11 protein-coding genes and 1 pseudogene are annotated in these 13,558 nt (G+C 66.8%); 3 read left to right on the top strand and 9 right to left on the bottom strand.

Going from position 1 to position 13,558, the window contains the following annotated elements:
- Window positions 1-36 precede the first annotated feature (36 nt).
- On the bottom strand, window positions 37-993 hold the full coding sequence (locus A6A40_RS21945; RefSeq protein WP_108547953.1) for an SDR family oxidoreductase: 957 nt from the start codon (window positions 991-993) through the stop codon (window positions 37-39).
- A 114-nt stretch (window positions 994-1,107) separates the two neighbouring features.
- Window positions 1,108-1,497: a response regulator gene (locus tag A6A40_RS21950; protein ID WP_108547954.1), complete on the bottom strand. Its 390-nt coding sequence runs from the start codon at window positions 1,495-1,497 to the stop codon at window positions 1,108-1,110.
- A gap of 335 nt (window positions 1,498-1,832) precedes the next feature.
- Here A6A40_RS21950 and A6A40_RS21955 point away from each other — a divergent pair, with 335 nt between their 5' ends.
- Window positions 1,833-2,456 carry a glutathione S-transferase family protein gene (locus A6A40_RS21955; RefSeq protein WP_108547955.1) on the top strand — a complete coding sequence of 208 codons (624 nt, stop codon included), beginning with the start codon at window positions 1,833-1,835 and terminating at the stop codon, window positions 2,454-2,456.
- A gap of 36 nt (window positions 2,457-2,492) precedes the next feature.
- On the opposite strand, the gene A6A40_RS21960 is transcribed toward A6A40_RS21955, so the two are convergent.
- The 7 genes and pseudogenes from A6A40_RS21960 to A6A40_RS21990 all read right to left on the bottom strand — a co-directional run bounded on the left by A6A40_RS21960 (window position 2,493) and on the right by A6A40_RS21990 (window position 10,872).
- Window positions 2,493-3,722 carry a phenylacetate--CoA ligase family protein gene (locus tag A6A40_RS21960; protein WP_108547956.1) on the bottom strand — a complete coding sequence of 410 codons (1,230 nt, stop codon included), beginning with the start codon at window positions 3,720-3,722 and terminating at the stop codon, window positions 2,493-2,495.
- Window positions 3,723-3,814: 92 nt separating this feature from the next.
- Window positions 3,815-4,644 (bottom strand): annotated as a pseudogene (locus A6A40_RS21965) (ABC transporter ATP-binding protein); the annotation flags it as partial.
- Between the two features lie 74 nt (window positions 4,645-4,718).
- Window positions 4,719-5,999, bottom strand: coding sequence for an ABC transporter substrate-binding protein (locus tag A6A40_RS21970; protein ID WP_108547957.1), 1,281 nt, complete (start codon window positions 5,997-5,999; stop codon window positions 4,719-4,721).
- Window positions 6,000-6,052: 53 nt separating this feature from the next.
- Window positions 6,053-7,126 carry a branched-chain amino acid ABC transporter permease gene (locus A6A40_RS21975; RefSeq protein WP_108547958.1) on the bottom strand — a complete coding sequence of 358 codons (1,074 nt, stop codon included), beginning with the start codon at window positions 7,124-7,126 and terminating at the stop codon, window positions 6,053-6,055.
- A gap of 7 nt (window positions 7,127-7,133) precedes the next feature.
- Window positions 7,134-8,021: a branched-chain amino acid ABC transporter permease gene (locus A6A40_RS21980; protein WP_108547959.1), complete on the bottom strand. Its 888-nt coding sequence runs from the start codon at window positions 8,019-8,021 to the stop codon at window positions 7,134-7,136.
- Between the two features lie 11 nt (window positions 8,022-8,032).
- The gene (locus tag A6A40_RS21985; protein WP_108547960.1) at window positions 8,033-9,967 is read right to left on the bottom strand and encodes a long-chain fatty acid--CoA ligase; all 1,935 of its coding nucleotides are present in this window, start codon (window positions 9,965-9,967) and stop codon (window positions 8,033-8,035) included.
- Complete coding sequence (locus tag A6A40_RS21990) at window positions 9,967-10,872, bottom strand: ABC transporter ATP-binding protein (protein ID WP_236783943.1); 906 nt, start codon at window positions 10,870-10,872, stop codon at window positions 9,967-9,969. The genes A6A40_RS21985 and A6A40_RS21990 overlap by 1 nt, the downstream gene beginning before the upstream one ends.
- 200 nt (window positions 10,873-11,072) lie before the next feature.
- Here A6A40_RS21990 and A6A40_RS21995 point away from each other — a divergent pair, with 200 nt between their 5' ends.
- Both A6A40_RS21995 and A6A40_RS22000 read left to right on the top strand, forming a co-directional pair.
- On the top strand, window positions 11,073-12,812 hold the full coding sequence (locus A6A40_RS21995; protein WP_236783944.1) for an AMP-binding protein: 1,740 nt from the start codon (window positions 11,073-11,075) through the stop codon (window positions 12,810-12,812).
- Between the two features lie 90 nt (window positions 12,813-12,902).
- On the top strand, window positions 12,903-13,478 hold the full coding sequence (locus tag A6A40_RS22000) for a TetR/AcrR family transcriptional regulator (protein ID WP_108547961.1): 576 nt from the start codon (window positions 12,903-12,905) through the stop codon (window positions 13,476-13,478).
- The last annotated feature ends 80 nt before the right edge of the window (window positions 13,479-13,558 follow it).

Genomic DNA, 13,558 nt, shown 5'->3' on the forward strand with positions numbered 1-13,558 from the left:
CCCGAGCCCTTCCCGACGCCTATCCGACCCGAGCGGTCAGCCCAGCCACGCCAGCGTCTCGCGCAGCCCGACCTCCAGCGGCGTCTCGCAGCTCATGCCGAAAGCGGCGACGAGGCGCGACGGATCGCCGATGGACACCCGGATATCACCCGGCCGTTCCGGTCCCTGCCGGCGGTCGAGCGGCCGGCCAGACAGCTCCGCCAGCACCTCCGCCAGCCGGTTGACCGATGTCGGACGGCCGGTGCAGACGTTGAAAACGGGTGCGCCGGACCGTGGATTGTCCATCGCCGCCGTCAAATATCGCACCAAGTCCTTTACGAAGATGAAATCCCGCACCTGTTGGCCGTCCCCATTGATGGTGATCGGCTCCCCGCGAACGATCCGGCCGGCGAAGATGGAGATCACGCCGGAATAGGGCGACTTCGGGTCCTGACGCGGACCATAGACGTTGAAAAAGCGGAAACCGGTGGTCGGCACGCCATGCACGATGTCGGCCACCCGCGCATGCAGCTCGCAACCCAGCTTGTCGGCGCCATAGGCGGACAGGGGGCGGGTCGCCGCATCCTCCGTCAGCGGCATGGCCGGATTGTCGCCATAGACGGCGGCGGAGGAGGCGTAGACCACCGGCACCGGCCCCCCGCCCGCATCGGCACGCCGGGCGGCACGGCGGGCGGCATCGAACACCGCGATGGTGCCGCTCAGGTTGGCATGATGGGTTTCCAGCCACGCCTCGCGCGAACGGTCGACGGAGGCGACCGCGGCCAGATGGAAGCAGCCATCCACGCCTTCGCCGTCGGGGCCGGCCATCGCCGCCTCGACCGCCCCGGCGTCGGCGACATCGCCGACCGTCACCGGCACGGCCGCGGGCAGATTCTCCCGCTTGCCGGTGGACAGGTCGTCGAGCACCCGGACCTCGTGCCCGGCAGCCAGCAGCCGCTCGATCAGGTGCGAGCCGATGAAGCCGCAGCCACCGGTAACCAGATAACGCGCCATGGCTGAGGCTCCCTCCGCTATTGCATATGGTGGTTCTTACGGGCGCACACTGCCGGCGGCTCTCCCGCCGCGGCGGAAATCATTGAAAACGGGAGATCTGAGGCAGGGCGGCGGTCAGGCGGCAGCCAGGAAACCGGTGACGGTGGCCTGGAATTCCTTCGGCTTGATCGGTTTGGAGACATGGCCGTCGAACCCCGCATCGGCCAGCCGGCGCTTGTCGGCGGGGGTGGCGAGGTTGGTCACGGCCAGCACCGGCGTCGCCGCGAGCTCGTCATCGCCACGGATCTGCTTGATCAGATCAAGCCCCGACAGGCCGGGCATGACGATGTCCATCACCACCAGATCCGGAGCCATCTCGCGCATGAGCGACAGAACCGAGGTCGCGTCCGACGCCTCGACCACGACGAAACCGCCTTCCTCCAGGCACCGGACGAAGAGCTTGCGCATCAGCACATTGTCTTCGACCACCAGGATCGTGCGCGTCTTTTCGACCGTTTCCGCCATCTCGCCATCCGGACCTTGGTTCCGCGCTCCGTTCGGCCGTTCATGCGGCGCCGGCAGGCGCACAGGACCACACACGGCCTGGCCACGCGGTATTTCACATATGCCGCATTGTCTAAGGCTTCTGGTTTCGCCGGTCAAGCCATCCACAGCTTTGGGTAGGGTCGCACCTATGTTGTGTGAGGCTTGTCGCAGCAGTGCCATGACTGGTGGGCTTACGCTTTATACTGGCGCGGCCGGCCCGGTTGAGGCCATCCTCCCGGCAAAGCCGGAGATCGATCTTCCGCAAGATCATCCGGGGGACCATCCGGGTCCGTAAACCAGGGAGACAGAGCATCGTGACAGCGCCCTTCATCCTCTACGGCAATGTGAATTCCCAGCCGGCGACCCGCGTGGCACTGTTTTTCCGGCTGGCCGGCATCCCGTTCCAGTACCGGCATCTCGATCTGCGCGCAGGCCAGCAGAAATCGCCGGAGTATCGGGCGATCAACCGCTTCGGCCGGGTGCCGACGCTGGTGCATGGCGACCATTCGATTTCCGAATCCAGCGTGATCCTGACCTATCTGGCCGAACAGACCGGCCGGTTCGGCGGCCGTGACGAGGCCGAGAAGCTGCGGCTCGCCGAATGGCTGAGCTGGCTGGCCGACGTGCTTCTGCCGGTCCAGCGCGCCCGCGCCGTGCGCAAGTTCAACGGCGACGCCAATGCCCTGCCCTGGCTCGACGCCTCCGCCGCCAGCGGCATGAAGCTGTTCGACGAGCATCTGGCCGGCCGCAGCTTCATCGAGGGCGACCGGCTGACCATCGCCGACATCTTCGCCTTCCCCTGGATCGACCTGCTGAACGAATCCGCCATCGATGCGAAGGACTACCCCAACGTCCAGGCCTGGGCCGACCGCATCCGCGCGCAGCCGGGCTACAAGCCGCAGTACGAGCTGATGCCGTCTGCCGACGCGGAGTGCTGAGACAAGCGGGATGCGGCGGTCGACCGCCGCATCCGCTCACCCCCGCGTGTCGTCGATGACCTTGCCGTCATTGGGCAGGCTGCCCGGCGTCACAAACTCCACCGCCCCTTTCAGCTTGGTCACCGCCGCCAGCGTCTCGCGGATGGCGGCGGCGAAATCGTCTCCGCTCTCCTCCGCTTCGCAGCGCAGCGTCATGATGTCGCTGGCGTCCTGGCGGCCGACGACGAGGCGTCCGCGGGAAAGCTGGGGATGGCGGCGCAGCACCTCGGCGACCTGACCGGGGTGGACGAACATGCCCTTGACCTTGGTGGTCTGGTCGGCGCGGCCCATCCAGCCCTTCAGCCGCATGTTGGTCCGGCCGCAGGGGCTGGTTCCCGGCAGGACCGCCGACAGGTCGCCGGTGGCGAATCGGATCAGCGGATAGGCCGGGTTGAAGATGGTCACCACCACCTCGCCGACCTCGCCGTCGGGAACCGGGTCGCCGGTGCCGGGGCGGACGATCTCGACGATGCAGCCCTCATTCACCACCAAGCCTGAGCGGGCGGCGGTCTCGTAGGCGACGATGCCGAGGTCGGCGGTGCCGTAGCTCTGGTAGACCTCCAGCCCGCGCGCCTCGTAGAAGGCGCGGGCGTCGGGCAGATAGGGGCCGCCCGACACGGCGGCGATGCGGATGGAGGAGACGTCGAGCCCCAGCGCGTCGCCCTTCTCCAGGATGATCTTCAGGAAATCGGGCGTGCCGATATAGCCGCGCGGCTTCAGGCTGGCGACGACCTGCGCCTGCATCTCGGTGTTGCCGGTGCCGGCGGGGATGACGGCGCAGCCGACGGCGTGCGCGCCCGTCTCGAACATCGAGCCGGCCGGGGTCAGGTGATAGGCGAAGCAGTTGTGGGCGAGGTCGCCGGCGCGGAAGCCGGCGGCGAACAACGCGCGGGCACTGCGCCAGGGATCGACACCATGCGGCTCCGGATCGTGGATCGGGCCGGGCGAGGCGAAGACGCGGGCCAGCCGTCCGATCTCGACCGCCGCCAGACCGCCGAAGGGCGGAGTCGCCTGCTGCAGCGCGATCAGATCGGCCTTGCGCGTCACCGGCAGAGTGGCGAGCGACGCGCGGTCATGGATCGCCGCCGGGTCGATGTCCGCCAGCAGTTGGCGGAAATGGGGGGCGTTGTCCTTGGCGTGGTGCAGATGGGCGGGCAGCGCCGCGAACTGCTCGGCCTCGCGCCGGTCGGAGGAACGGGTTTCGAGGTCGTCGTAGAAATCGGTCATGGTCGTTCGTCCGTTCAGGGGGCGGCCGAGGTGACGCGCATTGCTCTGCCATCCTCTTTGCCCCCTCCCCATCCCTCCCCCGCTCCGCGGGNAAGCTCTTCAGGTTCTTGAAGCTCTTGCGCTCTTCGTTGCCGCCGCCGAGGTAGAATTCCTTCACGTCCTCGTTGTTGCGCAGCTCTTCGGCGGTGCCGTCCAGCACGACCTTGCCGTTCTCCATGATGTAGCCGCGGGTCGCGGCCTGGAGGGCCATGCGGGCGTTCTGCTCCACCAGCAGGATGGTGACGCCCAGATCCCTGTTGATCTGCTGGACGATGCTGAACACCTCCTTCACCATCAACGGCGACAGGCCCATGCTGGGCTCGTCCATCAGGATCAGCTTCGGCCGGGCCATCATCGCGCGGCCGATGGCCAGCATCTGCTGCTCGCCGCCGGACAGGTAGCCGGCAAGGCCGGTGCGTTCCTTCAACCGGGGGAAATAGCTGAAGACCATGTCCAGGTCGTCCTTCACCCCGTTGTCGCGGCGGGTGTAGGCGCCGAGCCGCAGGTTCTCCAGGCAGGTCATGTCGGCGATGATGCGCCGGCCCTCCATCACCTGGAAGATGCCCTTGCGGACGATCCGGTCGGGATCGATGCCGTTGATGCGCTCGCCGTTGAAGGTGATGTCGCCGCGGGTGACCTCGCCGTCCTCGGTCTTCAACAGGCCGGAGATCGCCTTCAGCGTCGTCGACTTGCCAGCGCCGTTGGCGCCCAGCAGGGCCACGATCTCGCCCTCCGGCACCTCCAGGCTGAGGCCGCGGAGCACGAGGATCACGTCGTTGTAGACGACCTCGATGTTGTTGACGGACAGCATCATCCGCTTCGCAGCCGTGACGGGCGGCACAACTGGAGCGTTGGTCGAAGCGGCCGTGGCGGTGGTCTGCATGCGGCACCTGAACTGTTCGGAAGAAGGGGGACGCCCCCGCCGGCAAGGGGCGGAGGCGCCGCGTGCTTATCGACTTACCAGCCCAGCCATTCCGGCTTGCGCGGGACATCGACGGTGGTCAGCTTCTCCAGCTTGATGGTGCCGGCCTTCACCAGTTCGTCCACGCCGGCGCCGGTGTCGCCGCCGACCTTGGCGCGGTAGATGTTGACCGCCGTCATGCCGCGGTGGTCGTTCTCGGTCCAGGTCGAGGGAACGCAGACCCCCTCCAGCCCGGCCGGAACCCAGTCCTTCTTCTGGTACATCGCCTTGCGGATGTTCGGGCCGGTGACGCCTCCGTTCTTCGACGCCCAGTCCATCGCCTCCTTCATGATGAAGGCGGTGCAGACGCCGGCCATGTAGTGCACCGGACGATAGGCGGTGCCGGCCGCATCGGACATCTTGGAAATGTCCTTCAGCGTCTTCATGCCCGGCGCGTCGCCGTTCCAGGTCACCGCGGTGCGCATCGGGAACACCACGCCGTCGGCGGCGGCGCCGGCGGCCTTGGCGGCGTTCTCGTCCATGCCCCAGACATTGCCCATGAACTGCACCTTGGCGCCGACCGTCTGGCAGGCCTTCAGCACCGAGATGTTGGAGCCGGCGGTGTTGCCGAGATAGGCGTAGTTGACGCCGGACTGCTTCAGCGTCAGGCACTGGGCGGTGTAGTCGCCGGGGGTCAGGGCGAACTGCACGGCCGGCAGCACCTCGAAGCCCAGCTCCTTGGCCAGCTGCTCGCCGGCATCCTTGGGCGCGTTGGGATAGGGATGGTTGGCGCCCATATGGACGTATTTCGGCTTGCCCTGGCCGCCCTGCTTCTTCCAGTCCTCAGCCGCCCACATCAGCATGCCGCGCAGCGCGTCGGAATAGGACGGGCCGTAGAAGAAGTTGTAGGGCGCCGGCTTGGAGCCGTGCGGACCCTTGCCGGTCGGGTCGGTCAGGTGGCCGGAGTAGGAGCCGGAATAGGCCGGGATCTCGTCCTTGCCGACGAAGCCGGTCAGCGCCTCGGTATCGGCGGTGCCCCAACCCTGCAAGGCGGCGATCTTGTCGCTGCCCGACGACCACTTCTTGTACTGGCTGATCGCGCGCGGCGCCTGATAGCCGTAGTCGACGGTGTCGACCGCCAGCTTGGTGCCGTTGATGCCACCCTTGGAATTGATGTAGGCGAGCGCATCCGCCACGCCCTGGGCATAGGGCACGCCGACGTCCGAGGTGGCGCCGGACTGGTCCGCCAGATGGCCGACCGGAATGTCGGCGTATGCCGTGGCCGAGGTCGCCAGCAGGAGCGCGGAAGTGGCGAAAAGCGCGGTCTTGATCGACATGGTGCGTTGACTCCCCATTCTGTTCTGTTTGTTGACCGGCAAAGCGTCGAAACTCAGTGCGAGAAGGGATAGAGCTTCCAATAGGCCTTGATCTGCTTCCAGCGGTGGGCCAGCCCGTCGGGCTCGAACACCAGGAACAGGATGATGACGAGGCCGATCGACATTTCGCGCAGGAAGGCGATGTTGTCCTTCAGGTTCAGCGCGGTATCGATGGCGGTGCCGCTGACCAGCTTGGTGAGCGCCTGCATCGCCTCGGGCAGGAAGACCATGAAGGCAGTGCCCATCAGCGTGCCCATGATGGAACCCAGACCGCCGATGATGATCATGCCCAGGAACTGGATCGAGAAGAGGATGGTGAAGCCCTCGACCGACACGAACTGGAGGTAATGGGCGTAGAGGGCGCCGCCGATGCCGGCGTAGAAGGCGGAGATGCCGAAGGACATCGTCCGGTACTTCGTCAGGTTGATGCCCATGATCTCGGCGGAGAGATAATGGTCGCGCACCGCCACCAGGGCGCGGCCGTCGCGGGTCCGCATCAGGTTGGTGGCCAGGAGGTACATCACCACCATCGCCACCAGCACGACGTAGAAGTAGCTCTCGTCGGTGTCGAAGGCGAAGCCGAACAGGGTCAGCGGCTCGGCGATGGTGCCGGCGGTGCCGCCGGTGAACCAGTCGGCGCGGGCGAAGAAGTCCTGCAGGATGTACTGCGCCGCCAGCGTGGCGATGGCGAGGTACAGGCCCTTCAGCCGCGCCGCCGGCATGCCGAACAGCAGCCCGACCAGCGTGGTGACCACGCCCGCCAGCGGGATGGCCAGCGCCACCGGAACGCCGACACTGTTGTTCAGCCAGGCGGAGGCGAAGGCGCCGAAGCCGAAGAAGGCGGAATGGCCGATGGAGATCTGGCCGGTGAAGCCGACCAGGATGTTCAGGCCGAGCGCGGCGATGCCGAGATAGCCGATCTGGATCAGCAGGCTGAGCCAGTAGCGGTCCATGAAGGCCGGGCAGGCCAGCAGCAGGACCACGCCCAGGATCGCGAAGTTGCGGCTGGTCTTCGTCGGGAAGATGGTGGTGTCGGTCCCGTAGGACGTCTTGAAATCGCCGCTCGGGATGATGCTGATGTTCGCCATTTGGGCCTCACACGCGCTCGATGTCTTTGGTGCCGAACAGGCCGTAAGGCTTGATCATCAGGATGGCGATCAGGACGTAGAAGGGCGCGATCTCGTACATGTTGCCCCAGTTCAGCCACTGGCTGTCCAGATAGTGCGCCATGTTCTCCAGGACGCCGACGATCAGGCCGCCGACCACCGCGCCGATGACGCTGTCGAGGCCGCCCAGGATCACCGCCGGGAACACCTTGATGCCGAAGAAGGACAGCGCCGACGACACGCCGTTGACCACGCCCACCGTAACGCCGGCCACCGCCGACACCATGGCGGAGATCGCCCAGCTCATCGCGAACATGTGGCGGACCGAGATTCCCAACGACTGCGCCACCTGCTGGTCGAAGGCGGTGGCCCGCATGGCGAGACCGGTCCGCGAATATTTGAAGAACCAGCCGAAGCCCGCCATGATCAGGATCGAGATCAGCAGCGACATGACGTAGACGGTCTGCACCTCCAGCCCGAACAGGTTGACGGTGGGGCTGGCGAAGATCGGCGGGAAGGGCTTGGCGAAGACGCCGAACATCCACTTCATCGCCGCCTGGAAGACGATGGACAAGCCGATCGTCACCATGATGACGGAGATGATCGGCTCGCCGATCATCGGCCGCAGCACGACGATCTGCAGGATGACGCCGAAGGCCAGCATGAAGGCCAGCGTGATCGGGAAGCCGATCCAGAAGGGCAGCTGCCAGCTGGTCAGAAGCCACCAGCAGGTCCAGGCGCCGATCAGCAGGAATTCGCCCTGGGCGAAGTTGACGATACGGCTGGCCTTGTAGATCAGCACGAAGGACATGGCGACCACGCCATACAGCGCGCCGACGATCAGGCCGTTGACGAGAAGCTGGAACAGAAGGGTCATGGCGTTTCCCCTCAGGCGGCCTGCCGCTGCGCGCCCTTCGGCGGCAGCAGGTCGATGACGGTCAGGGTGGTGCGGATGCGCTGCTTGGTGCCGTCCTGGAAGGCGATGGTGGTGTCCACATCGATCTTCGGTTGGCCGGCATAGATGCTGTCGATGATGGTGCCGTATTTCTCGGCGACGACGCCGCGGCGCACCTTGCGGGTGCGGGTCAGCTCTCCGTCGTCGGCGTCCAGCTCCTTGTAGAGCAGCAGGAACTTGGAGATGCGCTGGTACTCAGGCAACGTCTGGTTCACCCGCTCCACCTCCGCCCGCAGCAGATCGTAGACCTCCTGCTTCGACGACAGGTCGGAATAGGTGGTGAAGGCGATGCGGTTCTTCTCCGCCCATTTCGAAACGATGGAGAAGCGGATGCAGACGATGGCCGACAGATAGTCGCGCTTGTCGCCCAGGATCACCGCTTCGGCGACATAGGGCGAGAACTTCAGCTTGTTCTCGATATATTGCGGGCTGAAGCGGTCGCCCTGCGCGGTGGTGGCGATGTCCTTGATGCGGTCGATGATGACCAGATGCCCCTTCTTGTCGAAGAAGCCGGCGTCGCCGGTGTGCATCCAGCCGTCGCGCATGTCGGCGACGGTCGCCTTCTCGTTCCGGTAATAGCCGGCGAACATGTTGGGGTGGCGGGTGACGATCTCGCCGACGCCGTTGTGGTCGGCGTCGATCACCTTCACCTCGATGCCGTCGTCGAAGGGCACGCCGACCGTATCGAAATCCACGTCGTTGCCGCGATGGACGGTGTATGCGCCCATCGTCTCGGTCTGGCCGTAGATCTGGCGCAGCGGCACGCCGAGCGCCTGGAAGAACTTGAAGGTGTCGGGGCCGAGCGCGGCACCGCCGGTCGCCGCCGATTTCAGGTTGGTGAAGCCCAGCCGGTCGCGCAGGGCCTTGAACAGGATCGCGTCGGCCATCGCCGAGCGCTGCCCCTTCGCCAGCGCCTCCAGCCCCAGCTTCATGCCGAGTTCGTACATCTTCTGCTTGAAGGGCGAGGCGTCCATCATCCGGGCGCGCACGTCGGCGGCGATGGCTTCCCACAGGCGCGGCGCGAACAGGACGAAGGTCGGGCCGATCTCGCGGAAGTCGTGCATCATCGTCTCGGCTTCCTCGACGAAGTTCACGCGCATCCGCGACACGATGCCCATGCCGACGGCATAGACCTGTTCCATGATCCAGGACAGCGGCAGGACCGAGACATACTCGTCCTCCGGACCCTTGGGATCGGCGGACAGGTAGCTGGCGACATGGCGGATCAACCGCCCGGCCGGCAGCATCGCCATCTTCGGGTTCGAGGTGGTGCCCGACGTGGTGCAGAGGATGGCGACATCCTCGCCCTTGGTCTCCGCCACCATGCGGTCGTAAAGGTCGGGCTGCTGCGCCAGCAGTTCCTCGCCCATGCGGATCAGGTCGGTGACCGGCATCAGGCGGGGATCGTGGTATTTGCGCATGCCGCGCGGGTCGGAATAGATGATGTGCTGCAGCGTCGGCAGCCGGTCGGCGAGGTTCAGCAGCTTGTCGACCTGCTCCTCGTCCTCGGCGAACACCACCTTCACGTCGGCATAGGTGATGAGGTAGGCGACCTCCTCGTCCAGCGCGTCGCGGTAGATGCCCAGGCTGTAGCCGCGCACGGCGTGGGTCGCGACCTCGCCCATCACCCAGTCGGGGCGGTTGTCGCCGAGAAGCCCGACCACCTCGCCCGGCACGACGCCGAGCTTGGTCATGCCCAGCGCGAGGGCACGGACGCGGGCATGGACCTGGCTCCAGGTGAAGGTCCGCCAGATGCCAAAATCCTTCTCGCGCATGGCGATGTCGCCGCCATGGTCGCGGGCATGCAACGCCACCAGCTTCGGCAGGGTGTCATAGACGGCCAGATCGGGCAGAGTGAGGTTCGACATCACGCGACCTCCTTGCGCGGCGGCACGACCGCGGCAGGAGCCGCCGGCGCCTCCTCCTCCTCGTCGTCCTCACCCAGATAGGCGCGGCGGACGCGGGGATCGGCCAGTACCTCCTCCGGCCGGCCTTCGGCGATCTTCTTGCCGAATTCCAGCACCATCACCCGGTGCGAGATGTCCATGACCACGCCCATGTCGTGCTCGATCATGACCACGGTCATGCCGAACTCCTCGTTCAGGTCGACGATGTAGCGGGCCATGTCCTCCTTCTCTTCCAGGTTCATGCCGGCCATCGGCTCGTCCAGCAGGATCAGGTCCGGCTTCAGCGCCATGGCGCGGGCCAGTTCCACCCGCTTGCGCAGGCCGTAGGACAGGGTGCCGGCGGTCGCCTTGCGCACATGCTGGATTTCGAGGAAGTCGATGATCTCCTCCACCTCGCGGCGGTGGGACAGCTCCTCCTTCCTCGCGCCGGTCAGCCAGTAGAGCGACCCGGTCAGGAAGTTGTTCTTCAGCAGGTGGTGGCGGCCGACCATGATGTTGTCGAGCACAGTCATATGCCCGAACAGCGCCAGATTCTGGAAGGTGCGGCCGATGCCGAGCGAGGCGCGATGGTTCGGAGTCATCCCCGTCACGTCGCGGCCCTTGAAATAGACCTTGCCGTCGGTCGGGCGGTAGCGGCCGGAGATGCAATTGACCATCGAGGTCTTGCCGGCCCCGTTCGGGCCGATGATCGAGAACAACTCGCCCTTACGGATGCCGAAACTGACGTCGGTCAGCGCATGGACGCCCCCGAAGCGCAGATTGACGCCCCGAGCCTCGAAAATGGTCTCCGCCTGGGTGGTGGGCGACTTTTGGCCAAGGGAATTCTGGCCAGGGCCGGGGGGTGGTGCGACGGGCGCGCCTGACATTTCCTCCTCCGTTGCTGTTGGTACCGCTTCTCGGGGTCACGACCCGGCTCTTTGGCGGCCGGCGAGGTCCATATTGTGGACCATTTCATGAGCAACTTCCGCACTATATACCGGTCTTCCCTCTGTTTTCAACACTGACATTCCGCCATTGCATGTTTTTTGACGCGACAAGCCGCCGCGCGGTCCATATGATGGACCTCATGAGCAGTCACGCCGACATCGCCCCACCTGCCGCCGCCCCGAACGCGGCGGGCGGCACCCAGAGCCTGGAACGCGCCATCGCCCTGCTGCGCGCGGTCGCCGACGCTGGCACCGATGGCGCGCGGCTGGCCGACCTGATGGCGGAGGTCGGGCTGTCGAAGGCGACCGCCCACCGGCTGCTGATGGCGCTGGCCCGCGAAGGGCTGGTGGACCAGGACGGGCGCAGCAAGCGCTATCACCTGGGGCCGGATCTGGTGGGGCTGGGCGAGCTGGCGGCGCTGCGGCACCGCCCGCCCGCACCGCCGCCTTCCCCCGCCCTGCCCCAGCCGCCGGACGCGGTGGCGCCGGCCGTCATCGAGATGCAGCCGGCCCTGATGGTGAGGCCCTCGGCCTTCCTGAGACCGGAGTATCGCGGCGAGTCCATCGCGCTGGCGACCTTGCTGTGCGACCGTCATGTCCGTGCCGCCGATGGCGCACGGGCGGCGCTGCTGCATGAAAGCGTCGCCGGACAGACGACGGAGCTGAGCTTCGCCCGGCTGGCCCGCGATTCGGCACGCTTCGCAACAGTTCTTGCCGGCATGGGGGTGGCACAGGGCGACCGGGTCGCGGTGCTGCTGCCCAAGGGGCCGGAACTTCTGATCACCGCGCTGGCGATCTGGCGGCTGGGCGGCGTCTACATGCCGCTGTTCACCACCTACACCGCCTCTGCCGTCGCCTACCGGCTGGCCGACAGCGACGCGCGGGCGATCGTCACCAACGGCTTCCTGCGCCGCAAGGTGCCGCGCGACAACAGTCGCCCGGTGGTGACGGTGGAGGGCGACGAGGCCTTCGGCCCCGACGCGGTTCCCTTCTGGTCGTCGCTGCATGAGGCCGCCCCGCTGGCCGACGTGGCGCGCTACCGCGAGGGCGATGCCTTCGCCCTGATCTACACCTCGGAATCGGAACCGACGCCGCTCGGCGTTTCCCTGCCGGTCAAGGCGCTGTCGGGGATCGAGCAGTACATGCGCATCGGCCTCGACCTGCGCGACGACGACATCTATTGGAACATGGCCGATCCCGGCTGGGCCTATGGCGCCTATTACGGGCTGGTCGGCCCGCTGCTGCTGGGGCGGACGACGATCTTCTGCGACGGGCCGTACGACGTGCGGCAGGGCTACCGCATGTTGACCAAGTTCGGCGTCACCAACCTGACCGCCGCGCCGTCGCAGATCCGCGCCTGGCACGGCGCCGACCCCGGCGTGTCGCACCAGTTCGCGCTGCGCATCCTGTCGGTGGTGGGCGAGCCGCTGCCGCCCGACCTGATCGCCTGGGCCAACCGGACGGTGAAGGTTCCCCTGCTCGACCAGTATGGCCAGCGCGAGACCGGCATCTTCATCGTGAACCGCTACGATCCCGATGGGATCGGCCGTGACGGGTCCGACGGGCCGGAGAGCGGGGATGCGATCCAGCCGCCCAGCGGCTCGCTCGGCCGGCCGATGCCGGGCTTCCGCGTCGTCATCCTCGACCCCGACGGGCGGGAGGCGCCGGCAGGAGGCGCCGGCGAACTCGCCATCGACGTCGACCACTCGCCGCTGTTCTGGTTCGAATCCTACGCCAACAACCCGGACCGCACCGCCCAGCGCTTCCGTCACGGCCTGCGCTATTACCTGACCGGCGACCGCGCCTTCATGGACCGTGACGGCAACATCCATTACCGTGGCCGGGCATCCGACGCGATCCAGATGCAGCAGGGCGAATAGGCAGCGGCACCGGTTTTCGGATATAGATCGCCCCTGGGAATGCTGCGGCGGACTGCGGCTGCGGACGCCTGGGGAGCGCGAAGGACGGGTATGGAATCCAAGACGAAGAACCGCGAATCCTGGCTGGCCGCCGCCTTCGCGGCCCTGGCCGAAGGCGGCGTCGACAAGGTGCGGGTGGAGGTGCTGGCAAAGGCCCTGAAGGTCACCAAGGGCAGCTTCTACTGGCATTTCCGCGACCGCACCGAGCTGATGAACGCCCTGCTCGACAGCTGGAAGCTGGGCCGCATCGCCGCCATCAAGGAACAGACCCGGCTGGACGGACGCGAACCGGCGCAGCAACTGCGCGACCTGCTGGCGCTCTATGGCGGCAGCAAGCCGCGCGGCATGGCGATAGAATTGGCGGTGCGCGACTGGGCACGCCGCGCACCGGAGGCGGAGAACGTGATCGCCGAGGTCGACCGCGAACGCCTGCACAGCGTCGCCGGCCTGTTCGTGGCCCTGGGTTTGCCCGCCGATCAGGCCTTCGCCCGCGCCTACCTGTTCTACGCCTTCGCCTTCGGCCAGGGGCTGCTCGCCCCGGGCGCCGCCGCCGACCGGGCCGACATGGTGCGGGCGATCTGCGCCGACGTCCTGGTGCCGGAGGCGCAGACGCAGACGCGCGCCTGACGCACCGCCAGCGCGGTGTGGCGATCCAAACCCGCGACTATGCTGTTATGGCAGATTGCCGGAACGGCCTGTTGACGGTG

It is taken from the genome of Azospirillum humicireducens (genome assembly GCF_001639105.2).
Taxonomy (GTDB): domain Bacteria; phylum Pseudomonadota; class Alphaproteobacteria; order Azospirillales; family Azospirillaceae; genus Azospirillum; species Azospirillum humicireducens.